A 22,242-nucleotide genomic window follows, 5' to 3' on the forward strand; every position below is an offset into this window, starting at 1 on the left:
TGCGGGTCTTGATGCGTGAGACCTCGCGATCACGTCCATCGTTTCCACAGCCATCGCCCGGCACGTGCCGAGCCGAGCCGGAATACCGGGCATGGTACCGGCCATGCCCGGATCTAGAATTACTGAGCCGCCTTGATCTTGCCGACCTCCTCGGCGCTCATCTCGCCGACTGTGGTGACTTCACCATCGGCGATCTTCCACAAACGGAACGGGCCGGTAATGTCGCCGTACTGGTCGAAGCTGACTGGACCGATGACGCCTTCATATTTGATAGGCTTTCCTTCCTTGATCAGGGCAAGCGCCTTTTCGAATTCCGCCTTGCCGGCATGGATCGGTGTGCCGCCTTCGGCAACGACCTGCGGCATGGCTGCCTTGATGGCAGCGGCATCCGACTTGCCGGCCTTGGCGATCGCCAGAGCCACGATCGCACCCGCATCATAGGAGCGGTCAGCGGCCGGCGCGGATGGCGAAATTCCGCCCGAGAAGGCTGAATAATGGGTGTTGAAATATTCCGTCGAGGCGGTCGGGCTGGTACCGGAAGAGGTGCCGTAGGCATTCTCGAGATATTGCGCACCGACGCTTTCGATGAAATCCTTCGAATTCATGCCATCGTTCAAGAGAAACGTCTGCTCGCCACCGCCGGACACCCAGGCGCGGGCGATCGTCGCTCCATCGACCGGCGTGCTGACGAGATAGAGCGCATCGGGATCTCCCGCCATGGCGGCGCTTGCTTCCGACGCATAGCTCGACTGCTTTTCGTTATAGGGCGTCGTGGTGGTGATCGTACCGCCGAGCTTCTCATAGGCGGTCGAAAACTCCTTCACCATGTTGACGCCGAAGTCGTTGTTGACATTGATGATCGCGATCTTCTTGAGACCCTGGTCGATAGCGAATTTCGCAGCCGCCGTACCCTGCAGCGCATCCGACGTGATGGTACGGAAAAACACGCCATTGGTCTTGCCGTCGCGGCCGAGCGCTGTCAGCGTCGGCGAGGACGAAGCCGGCGAGACCTGTACGACGCCGGCAGGCGCGGTGACGGAGGTCAGGATCGGTATCGACACGGATGAGATGATCCCGCCAATGATGACCGGCACCTTCTTGATGTTGACGAGCTGCGTCGCCTGGTCGACGGCCACATTGCCCTGGCTCTGGCTGTCGCGCGTATCGGCGACGATGTTGCAGCCACCGACGCCGCCGGCATCGTTAAAATCCTTGAATGCCATGGCGACAGACTTGGCACCGGCCTGACCGTATTCGCCGGCAGGGCCAGTCAGTTCCATGACGAGGCCGACGGTGATGTCGCAATCGGCGGCAAGCGCAGGTGCCGTCGAGGCGGCAAGGCTGGCGATCACGGTGGAAAGCAGAATTGATTTTCTCATTGTCATTCCCCTTTGTTGAGATTGTATTTCATGATGCTGCCGTGGCGCCCCTCGCGGTCGCGCTCCAGCGTGTAGACGTCTCCCTCAAGCGGCATTGCCTCGGCAAGAACCGCATCGATTTCGGCGCGATCCGTCGCCGTCAGGCGGATATCCGCGATCGCGAGATTGGAATCGAGATGATCGCGATTGCGCGCGCCGACGATGACAGCGGCAACACCCGGTCGCGTCAGCATCGCCGCACTTGCAATCGTGGCGATATCAACGCCGTGCCGATCGGCGATCGTTCGGAGCGTTGAAAGGAGGGCTTGGAACAGGTCCCAGCCCCCAAAATCGTCGATGATCAGCTTGTATTTCGTGAGCGAGCGGTTCTCGAGCGGGTGTTCAGGCTCCAGCTTGCCCAGCCACCGGTCGCCAAGGAAGCCGCCAGCCACTGTCCCGTAGCAGAAAAGCGCGAAATCGTTTGCCGCAGCAAGCTGAACCATGCGCTTTTCCGGGCGGTGGTCGAGCAGCGAATACTGCAGTTGCAGCGAGGTGAAAGGCACGCCGGCGCCGATGATTGCCTCGACATGGTCGCTGTCGAAATTGGTGCCGCTTACCTTGTCGATCTTGCCTGCCTGTTGCAATTCTTTCAACCAGACGGCGGTCTCCAGCCAACCGGGAATGTCGTAGGCCCACCAGTGAAACTGCACGAGATCGAGCCGCTCCAGGTTGAGCCTCTTGCGCGACGTGTCGATGACGCCTTCGACATAGGCCTTGCTGATATTCGGCAGGACCGTGAGATCGGGCACGAATTTCGTATGAACCCTGATCTTCGACAAAGCCTCCTGCCCTCGCAGATCGGCGTAACGTAGCCGAAACCTGCCGATCAGTTCCTCGACACCGGTATAGATATCAGCGCAGTCGAATGTGGTGATGCCTGCATCGGCAAAGGCAACCATGTCATCCAAGGCCGTTTCGCCATCGATCGGCCCGTGGCCGCCGGCCATCTGCCATCCACCGCGGATGACCCGCGAGATCTCGTAATTCGGCGCGATGGTGATGCGTTGCATGTCGTCTTACCTATTCGTCGTTTAACGGTGTTTGCGATGGAGCGGACAACGGCACTGCCGTGGTCTCGGCATGGCTGAAGCGACGCAGGCCCGTACGGGTGATCCTCAAACGCGTCGAGCAATTCGGGTCCGGGCAGGCTATGTCCCCGTCCGTCGTCATCCAGTCATTCCTGTGGGTCGGGCGCTGCTTGGCGGCCAGAAGCGGCAAGACGGATGAAAGTGAATAGATCGAGATCCCCTGCCCCGGTGGCAGATGCAGCATCTCGCCCTCAAGGGTAAAATGATCACCAGGTCTTGCGCCACAATAGACAGCGCCGCCTTCCGGGATAATGACATCGACCCTGAGGTCAAAGAGCTCGAACTCGTCGCCCCGGTCAACCATCGCTTACCTCTTTCGTTGCCTCTTCCTCATTCAATCGGCCACGGATAAGGTCGAAGGAACGGCTGATATCGTTGGTGAGGGCTTGCAGCGCAGCTGTCGGATCGCGCCGTTCCAGCGCTTCTATCAGCGCCCAGTGGTGATCGGTCGCCGCCAGTCCACCATGCTCGTCATGGATATGGGCGGCCTTGCGGATGATCGCCCCGGACTGCAGCCACAGGCTTTCGACGATCGGGATCAGCACGGCCGAACGCGCCGCCTCGTAGATGTGAAAATGGAACCGCTGATTAAGCTCCGACGTGACCTGGCCGATATCCTTGCCATGCCGTTCGAAGGCTGCGTCACAATCGCGATTGATCTGTTTGAGAACGGCGAAATCGTCTTCCGTCAGGTTGGGTAGCGCAAGCACCACCATCTGCCCTTCGATGAGGACGCGCGCCCGCGCAAGGTCGTCGAGCTTGTCGCGGGTGATAAGCGGCACACGCACTGAACGGCTCGGCAGCGCTTCCAGCGCCTGTTCCGAGACAAGCCGGCCCAGCGCTTCGCGCACGGGCATCGTGCTGGTCTGCAAGCGTTCGGCAAGGTCAACGATGCGCAGCACGTCACCGGCATCGAACATGCCCATTATCAGCGAGCGGCGCAGCCGGGTGTAGACGCGCTCATGAAGTGTTTCCCGGCCGACAGGCGCCAGCGCATCGCGTGCAGCGCCACCCTTGCCTCTCTGTCGCGGCTGCCGTGCCAGAACCGCCATCCACTTCTCCCTGTTTTTGCCTCGGCCGGAATGTTTTTTTTCCGGTTGCTTTTCCGCCGGCAGTAAAGTTTGATCAAACATCAATCATCAAATCAAGAACCTTTCTTCGTCGATGTCGCTGCCTTTGTCCGATCCTCATGAAAATCGAGCCGTCCCCCAAGCGGCCGTCGTCGACGCGCGCAACCTGGTCAAGCGTTTCCAGGGCATGACGGCCGTTTCAGGCATGTCGCTGAAGCTCGGCGCCGGCGAGATGGTCGGGCTGATCGGCCCTAACGGCGCCGGCAAGACGACGCTCTTCAATCTCATTGCCGGTTCGCTGAAGCCGACCTCCGGCGAGATCTGGATCGGTGGGCGCGACGTATCGCAAGACAGCCCGGAAAGGCGCATCGAGAGCGGCATCGGCCGTACGTTTCAGATCCCGCGCCCGTTTCTGGAGATGAGCGTGCTCGACAACGTTCTCGCCGGTGCGCAGGGGCAGGATGGAGAGCGGCTGTTTGCCAACTTTCTGCGCCCCGGGCATGTACGCCAACAGGAAAAGGCGGCCAAGGAGAAAGCCCGCGCATTGATGGACTTCGTCACGCTTTCCGGCCTCGAAAGCCAGCCGGCAAAGGTCCTGTCGGGCGGGCAGAGAAAACTGCTCGAACTCGCCCGGATCCTGATGGCGGATCCACAGGCGATCCTGCTCGACGAACCCGCCGCCGGGGTCAATCCGGCTCTGCTTGAAACCATCATGGAACGGGTCATCATGCTCAATGGGCAGGGCACGTCCATCCTGCTGATCGAGCACAATATGGATATGGTCTCGCGCCTCTGCTCCCGCGTCGTCGCCATGGCACTGGGCAAGCCGCTTGCCGAGGGCACCCCGGCAGCTGTTTCGGCCAATCCGGCCGTGATCGAGGCCTATCTCGGAGGCGCGGCATGACCGGCCTAGTTACGACCACGCCAGCGCTAGAAACGCGCGCACTTGTCGCCGGCTACGAACCGGACCTGCCGATCGTCCGCGGCGTCGATCTTTCCGTCGCACCGGGCGAGCTTCTGGTCGTTCTGGGCCCGAACGGTGCCGGAAAATCGACCTTCGTCAAGGCTATTGCCGGCGTGGCGCCGATCCATGGCGGCAGCGTCACACTTGCCGGTCGCGACATCACGGATGTGCCCGCGCATCGCAAGATCACGCAGGGCCTTGCCTTCGTTCCACAGACGGAGAACATTTTCGCGACACTCAGCATCCACGAAAACCTGCAGCTTGCGGCAGCGGTTCTGCCGAAGCCCGTTCGACCAGACAGGATCAGGGCGCTCTATGACCGTTTTCCCGATCTTGCAATCGCTCCGTCGCGGCTCGCCGGCGCCCTTTCCGGCGGGCAACGCCAGATGCTGGCCGTAGCCCGGGCACTGATCGTCGATCCGCCACTCATCATTCTCGACGAACCATCTGCAGGGCTATCGCCAAAGATCGTCTCGGAGGTCTTCGAGATGCTGCAGCGTATCAATGCCACCGGCGTCACCGTCATTCTGGTCGAGCAGAACGTCAAGGCGGCGCTGAAGATCGCCAGCCGCGCCGTTATTCTGGTCGAGGGTCAGATCCGCCATGAGGGCGCAGCCACCGCGCTGCTCGACGATCCGATACTCGCGAAGCTCTATCTCGGTACGGGGCATGCACGAAACCATTCCCGGGAGGCCGAGCTGCCATGACCCCGCAATTCGTGATGGATGGCCTTATCGCAGGTGCGATGATCGGGCTCGGCGCGATCGGCGTCACGCTGACCTACTCGATCCTGCGCTTTGCCAATTTCGCCCATGGCGAGCTTCTCTCCTGGGGCGCCTATCTCGCCATGGCGATCAGCGGCACGATCGGCATGGTCTCGACCACGCTCCTGAAGCCGATAGCACCATTCTCTTTCGGCTGGTCGCTGCCGATCGCAACTGTTCTTGCAATACTGCTCACCGGGCTGCTGGCGCTCGCCGTCGATGCGCTTCTGTTCGGCCGGCTAAGGCGCCGCGGTAGCGCCGTTATCATTCTCGTCATGGCGAGTTTCGGTGCGTCGTTGGCGCTGCGCAGCCTGCTTGAATTCATCTTCACCTCGAAGCCCGCTTATTTCACCAAGGCGTTGCAGATCGCGATCAAGCTTGGCGGCGGCCTGCGCGCCACGCCGGACCAGCTTCTGTCGCTTGGCATGACCCTGATCGCCGTCATCGCCGTCCACCTCCTGATGACGCGAACGAGCATCGGCCGTTCAATGCGGGCTGTCAGCGAAAACCCTGCGCTGGCCGGCATTGCCGGCGTCGATGTGCGCAAGATGATCCGTGTCGTCTGGTTCCTTGGTGCAGCGCTTGCCTGCATCGCCGGTATCATGACCGGGCTTCTCGTGCAGATCCGGCCTTATCTCGGACACGACCTGCTTCTGCCGTTGTTTGCAGCGGCCATCCTCGGCGGCATTGGCAGCGTGCCGGGCGCCATGCTCGCTGGCCTGATCGTCGGCCTTTCGGAAGCGCTTGCCGTGCAGCTCGTCGGCGCGGAATGGCGCGCTGCCGTCTCATTCGTCATCCTCGTGATCGTTCTTCTCGTACGGCCGCGTGGCCTGTTCGGGAGGGCGGCATGAGCCTCGACCTCCTCGCCTATGGCGCCTTCTTCCTCACCATGGCACTGACCTATGCGATCATGTGCCTCGGTCTCAACATTCAATGGGGTCAGACGGGCCTCTTCAATGTCGGCATCGCAGCCTTCGTCGCGATCGGGGCCTATGTCTCCGCGGTTTTGACGACGCCGGAAACGCCGGATCGGCTCGGTGGGTTCGACTTGCCGATCGCTGTCGGCTGGCTGGGAGCCGTGCTTGTCGCAGGTCTTGCCGCCTGGCTGGTCGGGGCGCTGACGATCCGGCTTCGCTCAGACTACCTGGCAATCGCCACATTCGGCGTCGCCGTTTCCGTCCAGCTCTGCGTTCTGAATATCCAGCCGCTTACAGGCGGCGCTTTCGGCATAGGCTTCATCCCCCGTCCCTTCGGCGGCCTCGCCGCAAGTCCGCTTGCCTTCAGCCTGGCCAATCTGGCCCTGACGGCCGTCGTTGTTCTCGGCCTTTATCTCGCGCTCGAACATCTGGCAAAAAGCCCTTGGGGGCGGGTCCTGCGGGCGATCCGCGAGGACGAGATCGCCGCCCAGGCGCTCGGCAAGCGGCCGATCCGCTTCCGCCTGCAGGCCTTTGCGATTGGTGGCGCGATCATGGGGCTGGCGGGCGCGGTTCAAGGGCATTTCATCGGCTTCATCGCGCCGGACAATTACCTGCCGATCCTGACGTTCCAGGTCTGGGCCATGCTGATCGTCGGCGGCTCGGGCAACAATCGAGGCGCCATTCTCGGTGCTATCCTGGTCTGGGGCCTCTGGGCTCTGACCGCTGCCGCAGTCTCAGCCTTCGTGCCACCGGAGCAGCAGGCACGCGCCTCGTCGTTCCAGATCGTCGCGATCGGTGTCGGCCTGTGCCTCATCCTGCTTCTGCGTCCCCGCGGCATTATCGGCGAAGGCCGGTCGCCAATTGCCGGACGCATCAAACCGAAATCCGAGGAGTGATCTCATGAGCCAGTCCCCCGAACGTATCTCGATTGCCGGCGGCCTGTCGATCAGCCGCCTGGTCTGCGGCTTGTGGCAGGTGGCCGATATCGAGAAGAACGGTACGGTGATAGATCCGGAGACCGGCGCCGATGCATTGCAGGCCTATGCTGAAGCGGGATTTGATACGTTCGACATGGCCGACCACTACGGTTCGGCGGAACTGATCACCGGCCGACTTCTCTCCCGTTATTCGGACGCTCCGAAGCGTCCGGTCGCCTTCACCAAATGGTGCCCGGAACCGGGGCCGATGACCCGCGAGGTGGTACGCCGTGGCGTCGAGGAGCGTCTGCGGCGGCTTGATGTCGATCGGATCGACCTGCTGCAGTTCCATTGGTGGAGCTTCGAACATCCCGCATGGCTGGACGCCCTGCACGAGATGCAGCGCATGAAGGAAGAGGGCCTGATTTCGGCGCTCGGCCTCACCAATTTCGATGCCGCACATCTCGCCGTAGCGCTTTCCGACGGTATCGAGATTGCCACCAACCAGGTCTCGTTCTCGCTGGTCGACCGGCGTGCATCCGGCCAGCTCTCCGATCTTTGCGACAGGAGCGGCGTCAAGCTTCTCGCCTACGGCACGCTTTGCGGCGGTTTTCTTTCGGAAAGATGGGTCGGCAAACCCGAACCGACCGAGATTACTGACTGGAGCCGCTCGAAATACAAGCGGTTCATTGATACCGCTGGCGGTTGGGACGCCTTTCAGGGCATTCTTCTCGCCGCGAGCGCAATCGCCCGGAAACACGGGGTCTCCGTCTCGAATGTCGCCAGCCGCTGGATACTTGAACACAGGTCTGTTGCAGCCACAATCATCGGCGCGCGGCTTGGAGAAAACGAACATCGCAACGACAACCTCAAGGTCTTCTCGTTCAGGCTCGACGACGAGGACAGGCGAGCGCTCGCCACCGCCTTTGCGGATACGACGCCGATCCCGGGTGATTGCGGCGACGAATATCGCAAGCCGCCCTTTCTCACCGCCTCCGGCGACCTCAGCCACCATCTCGACGCGATCCCGTCCATCTACACACCCGAAGCCGTCCCCGGCCGGCCGGGCCGGCTTCGGGTGTCTTCCGGCAGCATATGGGAATCGATCGCAGGCTATAGTCGCGCCGTGAGGATCGGCGACCGGATCCTCGTATCGGGCACGACAGCCACCCATTCCTCTGACCGCTGTGTCGCGCCGGGCGATCCGGGCGCGCAGGCGACCTATATTCTCGATAAGATCGCCGCATCGATCTCCGCGCTCGGCGGGAGCATGGAGGATGTTGTGCGGACGCGGGTCTATCTGCGGGACGCCGACCAGTGGGAACCGGTTTCGCGCGCGCATGGTCGAGCATTTTCAGCCGTCTTGCCGGCCAATACTCTGATCGAAGCCGGCAATCTGGTCGGTAATTACGAGGTCGAGATCGAGGCTGAGGCGATCTGCTCCTGACGAAACGGGCCAGAAATACTCAAGGCGACCGGAATCCGAGACTTCGGTCGCGTTATCTGCCCACTCCCACACATTAACGCCCGCGACCTAGCGAAGACGCAAGCTTGCCGCTCAAAGAAGCGCAGTCGAAAGAAGCGGAAAGACGGCGATTAGCGCAAGGCCGATCAGTAGCGCGCCAATGTACGGCCAGATCGCTTTCATCGCATCGTCCGGGGGCACGCCGCCTATCTTGCAGGCGATATAGAAACCGATCCCGATCGGCGGCGCGATCAGGCCGACATTCATCGCCGTCACCACCACCATCGAGTAATGCACGTCGTTGATGCCGAGCGTTTTTGCGATTGGGAACATGATGGGCGCCATCAGGACTATCGCAGGCAAGCCTTCAAGGACGCAACCGAGCACCATGAAGATCAACACCGTCACACCCATGAAAGTCAGCCAGCCGCCCGGAAGATCCGTAACGGCTTGGGCCAGCTTAAAAGCAAAGCCTGTCTGTGTCAGCGTCCAGGCCATGGCCGAGGCGCAACCGAGGATGATGAGGATGGCGCCGGAAAGGGCAGCCGTCTCGACCAGCATACCGTAGAGCCTCTTCAGGCTGATGCCGCCATAAAGCGTTGCGCCGATGATCAGTGCGTAGAGCACAGCGATCGTGGATACCTCGGTCGCTGTCGCCACGCCGCCGCCGACGGCGCTGCGGATCAGGAAGGGAAGAAGCAGCGCCGGTGCCGCGATGACGACTGCCTTCCACACCGTCTTGAGCGAGGCGCGACGGACACCCTCCATGGATTCATGTCGCGACTTCCAGCGGGCGAGGACGGCCAGAACCAGAAGCAGCACCATGGCGATGGCGAATCCGGAAGTGAAGAGGCCGGCGATCGACACGCCCGCCGTCGAACCGAGCACGATCAGCACGATCGAGGGCGGGACGGTTTCGGCCATGGCGGCACCGGTGGCGAGAAGCGCGATCATTTCCGGCGGCTTGTGCCCACGGCGTTTCATTTCCGGAAAGAGCGCCGGTGCAACCGTCGCCATATCTGAAACCTTGGATCCCGAAATCCCGGAGACAAGGAACATCGAGCCGAGCAATACATAGGACATGCCGGCCCTCACATGGCCGAGCAACGAAGCGAGCACCTCTACAATCGCCTTGCCCATCCCGGTCGCGTCAAGAACGCAGCCAAGCAGGACGAAGATCGGAACCGACAAAAGGATGATGCTCGACATACCTTCGTCCATGCGCCCGATGATGACGAAGGTCGGCATGGAGGTGGTGAAGGTCAGAAACGAAAGGGCACCGAGGCCGAAGCAGAATGCGATCGGCACGCCCATCGCAAGAAGCAAGCCGACGCCGAAGACCAGAAAGAGCACGATATTCCAGTTGCCCAGAAAGGAGAACGCGGGTTCGAGCGCAAAGAGTAATCCGCCCACCGCCCCGACCAGGGCGGCCGCCGCAAGCAGCATCCGAACGCTGCCGATCCGCACGCCGTGCGTGATGACGATTGCCAACATGAGGCCGAGTCCGACCGGCAGGGCCGATGCGCGAAAACTCATCGGGATCAGCAGAGACGCGGAGGTGACGTAGCTCTCCTCCATCGCGTAATCCACTGCCGGGTAAAGAAGGCTGCCCAGGAAAACCGCGGTCAGAAGGAGCCCGACGGTTGCCACGAATGCCTGCTTGCGTTCGCCGAGCAGGTGAAGAAAGACAGTCAGGCGCAGATGTTCATGCCGATCGATGGCGATTGCCGCACCCAGCATGGCAAGCCAGAGAAACGCAAAGGAAGCGGTCTCGTCCACCCAGATGATCGGCGAGGAAAAGAGGTAACGCGCCGCGACGCCGATCAGCAGGATGACGATGATAAAGGCTAGCAAGCTCGCACAGATCACCTCGACCGGACGCATCCAGCGTGAACCTGGCATCACCTGCTGCATTTCCATTGCCGGCAGATCGTCCACTATTTCGGAACTCATGGCCATTTGTCTCCTCCTCATGGCAGCCTCCTCGCCGCCACCGCCTCCTCCAGGCGCAGATCAAGATTTCATATTTCAAGCCTTACGGCAGGTTCTCCCGGAAGATCACCTCGCTTCGCAGCGGCTCGACATCCTCTTCCGCCGGCCGACCATCGCGCAGGTTGGCGAAGACGCGGATGGCCCGGCCAATCGTATCCTGCGGGTTCTGGGTGATGACGGCATCCATCGTGCCGTCGATTAGGAAAGCCCGCGTATCCGGCGTCAGGCCATGACCGATGAAGATCACCGACTGTTCGCGCCTCGCATCCTTGATTGCCTTGCCGATACCGCTTGCACCACCGCCGATATTGTAGATGCCGGCGAGATCAGGGTGCTGACTGAGCAGCATGCGCATCTGGCGAAAATTGAGCGCTTCGTCGTCCTGGCCTTCGCGGATGCCGACGACCTCGATATGCGGATGGCCTTCCTGCAGCACATGGAGAAAGCCCATCTCGCGTTCCTCATGGGCCCGATAGCTGAGACTGCCGGCGATCATCGCAACCTTGGCTGGCGCCTTGCCGACGAAGCGGGCGATCAGGTCCCCGGCGAGCCGGCCGATCGAGCGATTGTCGAGGCCGAGATAGGCAGAGCGTTGCGCATTGGCGATGTCGGATATCAGCGTCACGGTCGGCACGCCACGCTCGGCCAGTTTGTTGACAGCCTCGCGCACGGTCGGATGTTCGAGCGCCATGAAGGCAATGCCGTCCGCCGACCTTCCGTGACGTAGAAGCGCCGCAGCCAGAGCCTCCGGGTTAAAGCTCTTGATGTATTCGACGCTCGGCTTGATGCCGTTCCTCTGGAAAAGTGCGGTCTGCTCGATCACCAGCCTGCCAAGATGCGCCAGGTACCGGTTGGTGCCGGCCGGCAGAAGAAACGATATTTGCAAGGGCGCAGCCTCAATGCCCGTGCCGATGCTGTCCGCATCGACATAGCCGATATCGGCTGCCGCCTTCATCACGCGATGCACCGTCGGCACGCGCACCCCCTGCCGGCCGTTCAGGACGCGGTCAACGGTCGCGGTCGATACCCCGGCCTGGCGCGCGACGTCGACGATTGTCGGCCGACGGCTGATTTCGGATGGCTCAATACCTTCCTGCAGCATCGCAATCACATCATTTTACATCATAAATCATGTTTGACTTCATCATTCATATGATCGAATTTCTGACTTGGGAAGAGGATTTTCTTGGGAGGGAAAATGATGGTCACTCATTTCAATCGCAGAAGCCTGTTGAAAGGCATTGCCGCAGCTCCAATCGCAGGTGCGGCATTCTCGATTCCGCGCCTTGCAGGCGCTGCCGAGATCCAGCTGCGCTATGGCAACAATCTGCCGCTCAGCCATCCGCTGAATGTCCGTGCCAAGGAGGCTGCGGATCGGATCGCCAGGGAGACCGACGGCAAGGTCGAGATGCTGATCTTTCCGGCCAACCAGCTCGGCGGCGATACCGATATGTTGTCGCAGGTTCGCGGTGGCGCACTCACCTTCTTCACGCCGTCCTCGCTGGTCATCGCGACACTAGTCCCGACCGCAGCACTGAACGCGGTCGGCTTCGCCTTCAACGGTTACGAGCAGGTGTGGAAGGCAATGGACGGGCCGGTCGGCAAGCTGGTTCGCCAGAAGATCGAGGGCTCGCGCCTCTACGCGCTGGAAACCATGTGGGACAACGGCTTTCGTCAAACGACGACGAGCGGCGTTCCCATCACCACCGCCGACGGCATGAAGGGACTGAAGATCCGCGTCCCGGTCAGCCCGCTGTCGATCGACATGTTCTCCGCACTCGGCGCATCGCCGACCAGCCTGCAGTTCTCCGAAGTCTATTCGGCACTGCAGACGAAGGTGGTTGACGCGCAGGAAAACCCGCTGCCGATCATCCAGGTCGCCAAGCTCTACGAAGTGCAGGAGAACTGCGCGCTTTCGAACCATATCTGGGACGGCTACTGGTTCATTGCCAACGGCCGCCAGTGGTCGGATCTCAAGGACGACCTCAAGACTATCGTCGCAGGAGCCCTGAATGAGGCGGGCCTGAAGCAGCGCCAGGACATTGCCTCGCTGAATGCCGGGGTTCAGGCCGATCTCGAAAAGGCCGGGATGACCTTCAACAAGGTCGATACGGAAAGCTTCCGCGCCAAACTGAGACAAGGCGGCTTCTATGCCAAGTGGAGCAAGGAATTCGGTGACGAAGCCTGGGGCGCGCTTGAAAGCGTCGTAGGGTCGCTCGCCTGAGCCTAACTGGCGGCGAGGTCGCGCTCGCCGCCCATCAAAATCCATCAATAAGTCGGGCGCAGAACATCAGATGAGCCGTTTTTTCGGGAAAATTCGCCAAGCGGGTTATGTCGTCGATGATATCGAGGCGGCAATGGACTACTGGACCAGCACGCTCGGCGTCGGTCCCTTTTTCTACAAGGAGCGGGTACCGATCGAGAACTATCGGTATCGTGGAGAGCGATACGAGCCGCACAATTCCGTCGCGCTTGCCAATTCCGGCGAATTGCAGGTCGAGCTGATCCAGACCCGCAACGACGTGCCCTCCATGTACAAGGACTTCCGCGATGCCGGCCATCTCGGCTTGCAGCACGTCGCCTACTGGACCGATACGTTCGATGCCGATCTTGATCGGCTGACGAGGGATGGCTTCAAGGTGGTGATGGAGGGCGAAGTCGGTGAGAACGGCCGCTTCGTCTATTTCGACACCCACTATCATCCGGGCACAGTCATCGAACTCTCCGAAGTCGCCGGTCCGAAAGGTCGCATGTTCGATGCGATCCGCAAGGCATCGGAAGACTGGACCGGCAACGAGCCGGTGCGCCCCTTCCCCGATCTCTCCAAGATTTGAGCACGACAGTGACGGACACGCATTTCACCGCCGACTATCTGATCGAGACGCCGCTTTCGCTGATGAAGGTAGCCGAGATCATGGCCGGGGAACAATCGTCCGGCACATTCATCCGGGTCGAGGGAGAGACTGACGATCTGAGGGGCCGCGCGCGTGCAGAGGTGCTTGAGGTGGTCGATCTGGGGGAGATCGACCATACGACGCTGGCAAGCGCATGGCTTACCCGCCGCGGCGTGACGACAAGACCGCATCGCGCGACGGTGAAGATCCGCTTCCCGATCGACAATGTCGGCGTCAATCTCGCGGCGCTCGCCTCCACCGTCGCCGGCAACCTCTACGATCTCGGAGAAGTCACCGGGATGCGGCTGGAAAGCATAACCCTGCCCACTTCCTGGCGCCGGCAATTTGCGATGCCGAGGCAAGGCATTGCCGGCACGCGTCGGCTGACGGGCGTCAATGAGGGTCCGATGATCGGCTCCATCATCAAGCCCAATGTCGGGCTGACGGCAGAGGACACGGCTAAACTGGTGGAGCGGCTCTGCGCAGCCGGCATCGACTTTATCAAGGATGACGAGATATGCGCCGATCCGCTCCATGCCCCGCTCGCGGGGCGGATCCCCGCGGTCATGGCGGCGGTCGAACGTGCGCAGGACAAGCTCGGGCGCCGTGTGATGATTGCCTTCAACATCACCGACGAGACCGACGCTATGCGCCGCCATGCCGATCTCGTTGCGCAGAACGGTGGCACCTGCGTCATGGCCAATCTCAACTGGTGCGGTTTTTCTGCCGTCGAGACGCTGCGTCGCTCGACCGATCTCGCGCTGCATGGCCATCGCAACGGTTTTGGCGCACTGTCGCGTTGTGAGGCTCTGGGGATCGGCTTCGGTGCCTATCAGGTTCTGTGGCGGCTTGCCGGTGTCGATCACATGCATGTGCATGGACTCGACGGAAAATTCGCACAGGAAAACCGCGAGGTGATCGATAGCACCGCGATGTGCCTTGCACCGCTCGATGACAGATCCGACGACCGCGTCCTGCCGGCATTTTCCTCCGGGCAATGGGCAGGAACGGTTCCAGCCACCTGGAAGGCGGCCGCCGGCGACGATTTCCTGTTCATGGCAGGTGGCGGCATCATGGGACATCCCGGCGGGCCGGCGGATGGGATTGAAAGCATTCGCGCCGCGTTCCGCGCCATGAAGGATGGCAGAACGTTGGAAGATGCCGCTCGGAACTCGGAACCGTTGCACAAAGCGCTAGAGTTTTTCGGACAAGCAGCATGAGCATCCAGCCGCCGCCTGCGCTTTACGGCTGGTATGGAGATGACTTTACTGGCGCCACGGACACACTCGCTTCGCTTTCCACGCGAGGGGTGAAGGCTTTCCTTTTTCTCGGACCACCAACTGCGTCCCATCTCGCGCAGGCCGGCGCGCTTGAAGCGATTGGCATCGCGGGTGCAGCCAGGTCCATGAGCCCCGGCGAGATGGAGCAGGAGTTACGCCCCGTCGGAGAATTCTTCGCCGCCCAGGGCGTCAGGCTCCTGCACTACAAATGCTGCTCCACCTTTGACAGCGCCGCCGGGGTCGGAAACATCGCGACGGCCATACAGGTTCTTCGCGCCTTCATCAGCCAGAAACAGGTCCTGATCCTCGGCGGCCAACCGTCGCTTGGCCGCTTCTGCGCCTTCGGCAATCTTTTCGCCGCAGCAGGTTCCGGCGAAAACATCTATCGCCTCGATCGCCATCCAACGATGAGCCGGCATCCGTCAACGCCGATGATGGAGGCGGACCTGCGCCACCATCTGGAGGCGCTCGGCGCTGATGACGTCGGGCTCGTCGACTGGATGGCACTGGATGAAGGCAAAATCGCCACCGGCGAGCAGCCGAACATCCTGTTCGATGCGCTCAAGGAGTCTCATATCCGGATCATCGGCCAGGAGCTTGGACGGCGAACCCGAAACGAGAGCCTGCTGGTCGTCGGGGCAAGCAGCGTTGTCGAGGCAATGTATGGTGACCAGAACAAGGTCACCTCGCCGCTATTTTTTCCCGGTGAGGGGCCGGTGCTCGGCATAGCCGGCTCGCTCTCACCATTGACCCGCCAGCAGGTCGATGCAGCGACATCCTTCGTTCGCATCAAGTTGGATGCTGCACGTTTGGTTGCCGAAGAACGTTACAGAGAAGAAATCACGGCCAAGGCCACTCGTCTGTTGCGGGGCGAACGCAATGTGCTTCTCACGACAATGCCCGACACGACAACGTCCATATCGGGGGCCGATCCCAGGCTGGCGCAGGCGGTTGGCCGCCTGGCCGACCGCCTGCTGTCAGAAGTGCCGGTTCGTCGATTGATTGCGGCGGGCGGCGATACCTCAAGCCACATTGCCCAGAGCCTCAACCTCTGGGGCCTCGCCTATGGTGGCCAGATATCGCCTGGCGTGGCAGTCTCGATCGGCCGCAGCGACGACCCCGACCGTGATGGGATCAACCTGATGCTGAAGGGCGGACAGATGGGACAGGTCGATATATTCGAACGCTTTGCGGTTGAGACTATTCAACCCAGGAAGATATCGACGCCATAAGGACGTCCCGAAGACCGCACCTTTTGGTAAAATGCCACAACGACCCACGCCAGCCGAAGGGCGGCTAGTCTTCGTTTGTAGAAGCGCTGCGCGGAAACGCCGGCATTCTGTTTGGCCGTGCATTCCCTTTCACACCGAGCGCCAGAGCACGAATACGGCAGCCGACGCTACGATCGCAAGCAATAGACGGCGCAAGATCGCATCATTCACCCGCCGGACGATAAGGGATGATGCGAACAGTCCAATCAGTGATGCAGGCACAAGCGCAGACGCTTGCAGCAGGTCCTCCCGACTAAGATTGCCGAACACGACAAGCATCGCCAGCGAGAATGCACAGCCAACAACGATATTGACGGCTAAAGTTCCGCGGACAGTGCTGCTTTTCTGATGCTGGTAAATCAACGCCAGAGGCGGCGCGCCGATTGATGTGATCGTGCCGAAAAACCCAGCCAAACCGCCTGTAATAATGAGCGCGGGAGCGCTTGGGGCAATTCGGACAGGCGTGAGGCTGAGCACTACGCCCGAGAGGACGAAAATCGCGAATACAACAGTCGTGGTATCCTTGGAGATGTATCCCATGACCAAAACCGCTAACAGCGTGAACGGAAGGCGACCCAGCAGGATCCAGCCGACGCCCGGCCAATCGACATTTTCCCACTCACGCCGGATGACCCCCATCGTGAAGATGAGGGTCAAGAGGAGAACCGGGCCAGGAACGAGTTCAGGCGAGATGACCGCAAGCAGGGGTGCTGCGAACATCGCGAAACCGAAACCCGTCACCGCCTGAAGCATCGACCCGGCGAAGACAACGACACTCGCCAGAACGAAGGCCCATGTTGCAAAATGCGAAAGATCGATCATCAGGGATTTGTCGATGCGATCGCTTCAATCTGGATTAATGCCTCAGCGACCGGCCCTGGACCGTGGACCACGACGCAGTCGAACGCAGGTAGATCTTTGCTGATGAAACACGAGCGAACGGCTTCGTAGATTGCCAAGTCTTCCGCATCGGCAAGATAGACAGTCGTCTTGGTCAATGCCTCGAGCGGTAGATCCGCAAGTTTCATCGTATCCTTGAGCAAGGTCCAGGCAGCCCAGCATTGAGCCGCAAGACCCGGGACGCGCTCGCGCGCTTCCAGATCGGCAACAATCCTCTGGCCTGCATCATCCTCGATGTCACGCGCATCGCGGACGAGATGGCCATGGCCGTTCAGGCCGAGCATGCCGGCAAAGAACACCACATCTCCGCTGACGACCGCTGCGGGGCCGGCAAAAGGCGCCGCAACCGGCCATGACACGGGTCTGGCTTCGATCTGGTATTCGGGATCCAGCGCGGTCGGCTCGATCTCGATCAGTGTGCCGCGGTGCCCGACCTCGTCGAAACCGGTCACTGTCATCGCCGGCCCGCCCTCGGGGAAGAAATGACGATGCACCTTGTGGAAGGCCCCGAAGTCGCGGATGTCCTGCAGGAAGATCGTCACCTGGATCATGTCGTTCATCGACAGGCCCTGCGCCTCAAGATTGGCGCGAATGCGATCGTAGGTGTACCACGTCTGGGTTGCGATCGGCCCGTGGCGGCTGTCGGGATGGCTGCGACCGGTCATCAGCACGCGGCCTTCTTCCGGCACGTCGTCGTAGGAGCGCACGACCGGTTTGCCGGGCTTGTCGGTTTGGATCGGTATATGGCCCGCAAGGAAGACAAGGGGACCGCAACGCACGGCCTGCGAATAGTAGGAGGCGCTCGGCAGATCCTTGTTGTCGAAGGTTCTGACCGTCGCACGCTCGGGATACCGTGCGTTCAGGCCGGGCACGACGCCGAGTGCGTCGATGCCGTAATAGCGGCCGAAGCGGCCCGCGATGTCGGCTACGCCGAGACCCGAGCTCGGTGACGGCACCTTCTGCCATTCGATACGAACGCGCTCATATTGCGGAAAAAAGCGCTTGTCCTTCTGCCAGACATGCTGACGAAGCACCTGGCTTCCATCGCTGCCTGCGGCAACCATGACCTTCTCAAGGTTTTCGTGCACGGTCCAGGCATCCGCGGAGAAAGCACCCTCCATGGCATCAGCCATGGTGAAGCCCTGAGCCTGCGTCTGGAAGTCGGCCGGCAGTTGATCGAAACGCGTCGGCGCCGCGTCAGCGCGGCCACCGCGCAGCCCGCTGATATAAAGGAGGCCATCAGCCTCGACTGCAATCGGATAGGCTTCGAAGGCAGACAACACGTCTCCCACAGCGATTGCTCGCTTTGCCATGATCTTATCTCCTGTTGATTTCATTTCCGGTTGTGGGCAGGCGCGGCGGCAAGCCGCGCCAAAGTGCGACTAGGCCTTGCGATCCCAGCGGATCAGCCATTTGGAGGCATGCATGACGGTGCCGTGCAGCATGACCCCGAGCAGCGACAGGACAATGAGAACGGCCCACATGCCTGCCGAATTCATCCTTGCGTCGTAGATCTTGATCAGCGTTCCCAGACCGACGAGCGTTCCGGAGCCGAGCAATTCAGCCACCACTGCGGCGGTCAGTGCCAGGACCAGACTGACCTCGAATGCCGCGAAGACATAAGGCATTGCCACATAGACCTTCAGGCGGGTCAGCATCTGCCAGCGCGTGGCACCGTAAGCCCGCATCAGTTCAATCTGGTCTTCGCTCGTGCTTGCCAACCCGGCCATGGTGTTGACCAGGACGGGGAAGAACAGGATGGTGACGACGAGCGCAATCTTCGATTCCATCCCGAAGCCGAACCAGATCAGGAAAAGCGGCGTCACCGCCACCTTCGGTACAGCCTGCAGCGCTACGATATAAGGCTGCAGGATCTTTCTCAGGATGTCGATCTCCGACAACAGCACGGCCAGAACAATTCCAAGCGTCGCGCCGATGACAAAACCGATAACGGTCTCCTGCAGGGTGATCCAGCCGGCCTGGATTATCGCGCCGCTGATGAGCTGTGCCCATAGCATGGAGGCGACGGCGTCCGGCGCGGGTACGATGCGCGGATCCACATCCAGGGCCGTGACGGTCAATTCCCAGACGATGACCGCCGCCACGACCTGAATGACCTTGATGAAGACGAAGTTTGCTGCAGCTTTTATAGACACGACGGCTCTTTTCTGTGCTTTCGGTGGTGCAGGTTTGACATCGAGCGTGTCGTCAATGAGGTATCAGTTCGCGTATGGCAGCGCTCATGCGTGCGAACTCGGGATCACCTCTCAAGTCGGCCCTGCGGGGTCGCGGGAGATTGATATTGATATCCGCGATCACCCTGCCGGGCTTCGCCGCCATCACCAGAACCCGGTCGGACAGATAGACAGCTTCGGTAATGTCGTGGGTGATGAACACCACCGTGGACCGGTTCTGGCTCCAGATAGCCAGCAGTTCGTCATGCATGTGCTCGCGGGTCAGGGCATCGAGCGCGCCGAACGGTTCATCCATGAGAAGTACGGCTGGCTCCGCCATCAGCGCCCTGGCAATGGAGACACGCTGTTGCATGCCCCCGGACAGCTCGGATGGATACCGGCTGCCACTACCGGGAAGCTTGATCATTTCGAGAAGCGAGTTGACCCGCTCCTCGATTTTGTTTTTCGGCATCTTTCCCGCCAGTTCGGCAGGCAGAGCTATGTTGCGCGCAACTGTCAGCCAAGGGAGCAGAACCGGTCGCTGGAATGCAATACCGACACTCTCGGATGGCCCGTCTATGACCGCACCGTTCAGGAAGACCGCACCTTTGGTCGGCTCGATCAGGCCTGCAATAATGCGCATGACGGTTGATTTGCCACATCCGCTCGGGCCGACGATCGACACGAATTCGCCCGGGTTGAGCTTGAAGTCGGTGTCGGCCAAAGCGACGACATCTTCGCCGTTACGCGACTTGAACGTTTTCGATATCGCCGAGACGTTGATCGCCGCAGTTTTTGACACGGGCTTGTCGAGAGTGTTGAGCGTGGTCATGTCCTAATGCGACTTTGCCTTCTCGACGATCGCGGCACGATCGAAGTCGTTATACTTGTCACTGAATTCATTGGTGAAATACTTGGTGACGTCGATATCGTTCTTGACCTGTCCGGTCTTTTTAAGGAGCGCCAAATGGCGATCCCAGGTTTCCTTGTCTTGGGAGCCCCATTTGAAATCGTCGGCCAGACTGTCGATGCGCATCTGGTTCATCGTGGCCGACAGGATGTTGAGCTCTTGCTTATGCCGTGTCTCCTTGTCCTCACCCGGCAGCGGAGCGCGTTCCGGATAAGCCTTCCAGAACGTGTCGACGACGCTTGCAGCGTTGTGCTTGAGGAAAACGGATGACTGCGCCAGCCCGCGTCCGATTTTGGCAACGACGTCGGGGTTCTTTTCGATGAAGTCGGCACGGGCCACGAGGCCGATGCCATAATACTGCGACTGCCATTCCGCTTCGGGCAGGACGCGGAACTTATAACCGGCATTCTCATATGCGGCAAAAAGGCCAGGCCAGGCGACAAAGGCGTCAACGGTTCCGGATTTCAGAGCCTCCATGGAGGTAACGCCATATCCGGCATCGACTTCCTTGGTGTCCTTCGTCGAGGTCCCGTAGTCGGCCATGCGATTATCCATGTAGGAAACCAGCGATGGCAGGTAGGCGGGGTAGCCGATTGTCTTGCCTTTGAAGTCGCCGTAGTTGGCAATCTTGGAATCCGGCAGCACAGCGGCCGAATAGATCATCTTGCGCACCAGGATAAAGACCATCTTGAGCGGAACATCACCGTTGTCTGCAGTCAGCAGCAGCGCGTCCGGCGACACCTGGCCGAATTGCGCCTTTCCGGACAGCAGCAGCTGAATGACCTGGCCCGTGCTCGCAGCGGTTTGCACGTCCACGTCGAGCCCCTGATCCTTGAAAAGGCCGAGCTGTGCGGGAAGAGGCCCGTAGGGCTCGTAGGAAATGTCCTGATCGGTGGTGCTGAGGGCAATTGTGACCTTGTCGGCGTCCTGCGCGTATCCCGCCGTGCCTAGGCCTAACCACAATGCGGCACCTACACCGATCACTGTCCTGCGGCTCATTTTCATTGCTGTTCCCTTTTTTTGTTTAGGAGGAAGGCGCGATGTCGATCGTGGCTTGAAGAAATCCAAAGCGGTGGACACGTGATCGAGCAGCCTGGTTACCTTCTGTCGAACCCGGCCCGCCGACTGGAGTTAACGGTAGCGACGTTTTCAAAACCTCGCCAAGACATTCCCGATATAAGTCTTATGCCGGGGCAGTCTGAGCGAGGAACGCTTTTGCTGATCACAGCCGCGCGCGATAAGGGCGCTCTTCTCCGAACTCTTCGTCGAGGGCATTTCGCACGGAACCGAGCAGGACGTCGCGCACTCCCTTGATTGCCGAGGACGTCGCCAACCGTGGATGGGCGCCGATAAAAAGGCTACGGCTTGGTCTGGATGCAATGCTGCGCACCATGACCCCGCATTCTCGATCGATCGGGGTAATCAGGGAGCGCGGTAGAATGGTTGCGTAATGCCCTGAGGCCACGATCTTTTTCGTGGCGGGGACGCTATCGATCTCCATCGCGCAACGCAGCAGATCGTTCTTGATGCCGAGTTGCTCAGCAACCCCTGCCCTGAACGACTTGGCCATGATCAAGCTGAGCTGGCAGAGCTCTTCCAGACCGATATCGCCTTCGCCGTCTTTGCCGAGCAGCCGTTCGGTTCCGACAAGCACCATCTCTTCCTCGGCAAAAGCTGAATAAAGGGTCGACGTCTTGGCCGGTATCCCGGAAAGAACTGCAATATCAATGCGCCCGGCACCGAGTAGATCCTCTAGAAAAACCGTCAGCCCTTCGATGATCCGCAACTCGACCTCCGGCAACCGTTGTTGACAATGGCTGACGATCAGAGGTGCCAGGAGCTCGGTGCAGGAAGGCGGGATGCCGATCGCCACCTTGCCCTTGGGCGTCCCCGCCCGTGAGCGGACCGATCGACACAGGTCATCTACACTCTCAAGTATTTCCATACCTCTTCGGTAAAATTCCTCGCCGCTTTCGGTAAGTTCGACGCCTCGCGTCGTGCGAAAGAGAACCTTTACCCCGAGCTCTTCTTCGATGAGTTGTATCTGGCGGCTGATCGCGGGCTGAGCGATCGTCAATTCCAACGCTGCCTTGCTGAAGCTCTTATGTTTGGCGACGCTTACAAAGTAACGAATATGCTTGAGTTCCACCGCGATCCCTTTCGACGGCGGTAATTAAGCAAGTTTCGTGCCATGGAGTTTACATACTCACCAGCACGT

Annotated in this window: 21 protein-coding genes; 9 read left to right on the top strand and 12 right to left on the bottom strand. The window is 60.5% G+C overall.

The window, feature by feature from the left end:
• Positions 1-119 precede the first annotated feature (119 nt).
• From BM216_RS02945 to BM216_RS02960, 4 genes are read right to left on the bottom strand one after another with little or no spacing between them, the layout of a single operon-like run.
• Positions 120-1,379, bottom strand: coding sequence for an ABC transporter substrate-binding protein (locus BM216_RS02945; protein WP_092994602.1), 1,260 nt, complete (start codon positions 1,377-1,379; stop codon positions 120-122).
• Positions 1,380-1,381: 2 nt separating this feature from the next.
• Entirely contained in the window at positions 1,382-2,428 is a 1,047-nt protein-coding gene (locus BM216_RS02950; protein ID WP_092994605.1) for an aldo/keto reductase, read from the bottom strand.
• 10 nt (positions 2,429-2,438) lie between these two features.
• Entirely contained in the window at positions 2,439-2,810 is a 372-nt protein-coding gene (locus BM216_RS02955; protein WP_092994608.1) for a TIGR04076 family protein, read from the bottom strand.
• Entirely contained in the window at positions 2,803-3,558 is a 756-nt protein-coding gene (locus tag BM216_RS02960; protein ID WP_092994610.1) for a GntR family transcriptional regulator, read from the bottom strand. The genes BM216_RS02955 and BM216_RS02960 overlap by 8 nt, the downstream gene beginning before the upstream one ends.
• A gap of 124 nt (positions 3,559-3,682) precedes the next feature.
• Between BM216_RS02960 and BM216_RS02965 the strand changes: the two genes are divergently transcribed.
• The 5 genes from BM216_RS02965 to BM216_RS02985 are packed head-to-tail and all read left to right on the top strand — an operon-like array spanning position 3,683 to position 8,585.
• Positions 3,683-4,480, top strand: a complete 798-nt coding sequence (locus BM216_RS02965) for an ABC transporter ATP-binding protein (RefSeq protein WP_244530045.1) — start codon at positions 3,683-3,685, stop codon at positions 4,478-4,480.
• Positions 4,477-5,247 carry an ABC transporter ATP-binding protein gene (locus BM216_RS02970; protein WP_092994616.1) on the top strand — a complete coding sequence of 257 codons (771 nt, stop codon included), beginning with the start codon at positions 4,477-4,479 and terminating at the stop codon, positions 5,245-5,247. The genes BM216_RS02965 and BM216_RS02970 overlap by 4 nt, the downstream gene beginning before the upstream one ends.
• Complete coding sequence (locus tag BM216_RS02975; RefSeq protein ID WP_092994619.1) at positions 5,244-6,155, top strand: branched-chain amino acid ABC transporter permease; 912 nt, start codon at positions 5,244-5,246, stop codon at positions 6,153-6,155. Before BM216_RS02970 ends, BM216_RS02975 begins: the two co-directional genes overlap by 4 nt.
• Positions 6,152-7,117, top strand: a complete 966-nt coding sequence (locus BM216_RS02980) for a branched-chain amino acid ABC transporter permease (protein WP_092994622.1) — start codon at positions 6,152-6,154, stop codon at positions 7,115-7,117. Before BM216_RS02975 ends, BM216_RS02980 begins: the two co-directional genes overlap by 4 nt.
• Positions 7,118-7,121: 4 nt before the next feature.
• Positions 7,122-8,585 (top strand): aldo/keto reductase, encoded by a 1,464-nt coding sequence (locus tag BM216_RS02985; protein ID WP_092994625.1) that lies wholly within the window; start codon positions 7,122-7,124, stop codon positions 8,583-8,585.
• A 111-nt stretch (positions 8,586-8,696) separates the two neighbouring features.
• Here the strand turns inward: BM216_RS02985 and BM216_RS02990 are convergent, their stop codons facing one another.
• Both BM216_RS02990 and BM216_RS02995 read right to left on the bottom strand, forming a co-directional pair.
• Positions 8,697-10,562, bottom strand: a complete 1,866-nt coding sequence (locus BM216_RS02990) for a TRAP transporter large permease (RefSeq protein WP_092994628.1) — start codon at positions 10,560-10,562, stop codon at positions 8,697-8,699.
• A 76-nt stretch (positions 10,563-10,638) separates the two neighbouring features.
• On the bottom strand, positions 10,639-11,697 hold the full coding sequence (locus BM216_RS02995; RefSeq protein ID WP_092994631.1) for a LacI family DNA-binding transcriptional regulator: 1,059 nt from the start codon (positions 11,695-11,697) through the stop codon (positions 10,639-10,641).
• A gap of 96 nt (positions 11,698-11,793) precedes the next feature.
• On the opposite strand from BM216_RS02995, the gene BM216_RS03000 reads away from it, so the two are divergent.
• From BM216_RS03000 to BM216_RS03015, 4 genes are all read left to right on the top strand, one after another.
• Positions 11,794-12,819: a TRAP transporter substrate-binding protein gene (locus tag BM216_RS03000; RefSeq protein WP_210217014.1), complete on the top strand. Its 1,026-nt coding sequence runs from the start codon at positions 11,794-11,796 to the stop codon at positions 12,817-12,819.
• A 70-nt stretch (positions 12,820-12,889) separates the two neighbouring features.
• A complete protein-coding gene (locus BM216_RS03005; RefSeq protein ID WP_092994637.1) occupies positions 12,890-13,429 on the top strand; it encodes a VOC family protein in 540 nt (179 codons plus the stop codon).
• An 8-nt stretch (positions 13,430-13,437) separates the two neighbouring features.
• Entirely contained in the window at positions 13,438-14,709 is a 1,272-nt protein-coding gene (locus BM216_RS03010; protein WP_092994638.1) for a RuBisCO large subunit C-terminal-like domain-containing protein, read from the top strand.
• On the top strand, positions 14,706-16,001 hold the full coding sequence (locus BM216_RS03015; protein ID WP_092994641.1) for a four-carbon acid sugar kinase family protein: 1,296 nt from the start codon (positions 14,706-14,708) through the stop codon (positions 15,999-16,001). The genes BM216_RS03010 and BM216_RS03015 overlap by 4 nt, the downstream gene beginning before the upstream one ends.
• A gap of 129 nt (positions 16,002-16,130) precedes the next feature.
• On the opposite strand, the gene BM216_RS03020 is transcribed toward BM216_RS03015, so the two are convergent.
• The 6 genes from BM216_RS03020 to BM216_RS03045 form a co-directional block, all read right to left on the bottom strand.
• On the bottom strand, positions 16,131-16,862 hold the full coding sequence (locus BM216_RS03020) for a sulfite exporter TauE/SafE family protein (protein ID WP_092994644.1): 732 nt from the start codon (positions 16,860-16,862) through the stop codon (positions 16,131-16,133).
• Positions 16,862-18,253, bottom strand: coding sequence for a Rid family hydrolase (locus tag BM216_RS03025; RefSeq protein ID WP_177230692.1), 1,392 nt, complete (start codon positions 18,251-18,253; stop codon positions 16,862-16,864). Before BM216_RS03025 ends, BM216_RS03020 begins: the two co-directional genes overlap by 1 nt.
• Before the next feature lie 69 nt (positions 18,254-18,322).
• The gene (locus BM216_RS03030) at positions 18,323-19,096 is read right to left on the bottom strand and encodes an ABC transporter permease (protein ID WP_092994650.1); all 774 of its coding nucleotides are present in this window, start codon (positions 19,094-19,096) and stop codon (positions 18,323-18,325) included.
• Between the two features lie 52 nt (positions 19,097-19,148).
• Entirely contained in the window at positions 19,149-19,946 is a 798-nt protein-coding gene (locus tag BM216_RS03035) for an ABC transporter ATP-binding protein (protein ID WP_092994653.1), read from the bottom strand.
• A 3-nt stretch (positions 19,947-19,949) separates the two neighbouring features.
• A complete protein-coding gene (locus tag BM216_RS03040) occupies positions 19,950-21,023 on the bottom strand; it encodes an ABC transporter substrate-binding protein (protein WP_177230693.1) in 1,074 nt (357 codons plus the stop codon).
• Between the two features lie 223 nt (positions 21,024-21,246).
• On the bottom strand, positions 21,247-22,173 hold the full coding sequence (locus tag BM216_RS03045) for a LysR family transcriptional regulator (RefSeq protein ID WP_092994659.1): 927 nt from the start codon (positions 22,171-22,173) through the stop codon (positions 21,247-21,249).
• Between the last annotated feature and the right edge of the window lie 69 nt (positions 22,174-22,242).

This window comes from Rhizobium sp. NFR07 (assembly GCF_900111905.1).
Classification (GTDB): Bacteria; Pseudomonadota; Alphaproteobacteria; order Rhizobiales; family Rhizobiaceae; genus Neorhizobium.

What these genes read in the sequence shown, in the direction of transcription:
- BM216_RS02945 (WP_092994602.1), bottom strand. Translation starts at nt 1,379, where the DNA reads ATGAGAAAATCAATTCTGCTTTCCACCGTGATCGCCAGCCTTGCCGCC.
- BM216_RS02950 (WP_092994605.1), bottom strand. Translation starts at nt 2,428, where the DNA reads ATGCAACGCATCACCATCGCGCCGAATTACGAGATCTCGCGGGTCATC.
- BM216_RS02955 (WP_092994608.1), bottom strand. Translation starts at nt 2,810, where the DNA reads ATGGTTGACCGGGGCGACGAGTTCGAGCTCTTTGACCTCAGGGTCGAT.
- BM216_RS02960 (WP_092994610.1), bottom strand. Translation starts at nt 3,558, where the DNA reads ATGGCGGTTCTGGCACGGCAGCCGCGACAGAGAGGCAAGGGTGGCGCT.
- BM216_RS02970 (WP_092994616.1), top strand. Translation starts at nt 4,477, where the DNA reads ATGACCGGCCTAGTTACGACCACGCCAGCGCTAGAAACGCGCGCACTT.
- BM216_RS02975 (WP_092994619.1), top strand. Translation starts at nt 5,244, where the DNA reads ATGACCCCGCAATTCGTGATGGATGGCCTTATCGCAGGTGCGATGATC.
- BM216_RS02980 (WP_092994622.1), top strand. Translation starts at nt 6,152, where the DNA reads ATGAGCCTCGACCTCCTCGCCTATGGCGCCTTCTTCCTCACCATGGCA.
- BM216_RS02985 (WP_092994625.1), top strand. Translation starts at nt 7,122, where the DNA reads ATGAGCCAGTCCCCCGAACGTATCTCGATTGCCGGCGGCCTGTCGATC.
- BM216_RS02990 (WP_092994628.1), bottom strand. Translation starts at nt 10,562, where the DNA reads ATGGCCATGAGTTCCGAAATAGTGGACGATCTGCCGGCAATGGAAATG.
- BM216_RS02995 (WP_092994631.1), bottom strand. Translation starts at nt 11,697, where the DNA reads ATGCTGCAGGAAGGTATTGAGCCATCCGAAATCAGCCGTCGGCCGACA.
- BM216_RS03000 (WP_210217014.1), top strand. Translation starts at nt 11,794, where the DNA reads ATGATGGTCACTCATTTCAATCGCAGAAGCCTGTTGAAAGGCATTGCC.
- BM216_RS03005 (WP_092994637.1), top strand. Translation starts at nt 12,890, where the DNA reads ATGAGCCGTTTTTTCGGGAAAATTCGCCAAGCGGGTTATGTCGTCGAT.
- BM216_RS03015 (WP_092994641.1), top strand. Translation starts at nt 14,706, where the DNA reads ATGAGCATCCAGCCGCCGCCTGCGCTTTACGGCTGGTATGGAGATGAC.
- BM216_RS03020 (WP_092994644.1), bottom strand. Translation starts at nt 16,862, where the DNA reads ATGATCGATCTTTCGCATTTTGCAACATGGGCCTTCGTTCTGGCGAGT.
- BM216_RS03025 (WP_177230692.1), bottom strand. Translation starts at nt 18,253, where the DNA reads ATGGCAAAGCGAGCAATCGCTGTGGGAGACGTGTTGTCTGCCTTCGAA.
- BM216_RS03035 (WP_092994653.1), bottom strand. Translation starts at nt 19,946, where the DNA reads ATGACCACGCTCAACACTCTCGACAAGCCCGTGTCAAAAACTGCGGCG.
- BM216_RS03040 (WP_177230693.1), bottom strand. Translation starts at nt 21,023, where the DNA reads ATGAGCCGCAGGACAGTGATCGGTGTAGGTGCCGCATTGTGGTTAGGC.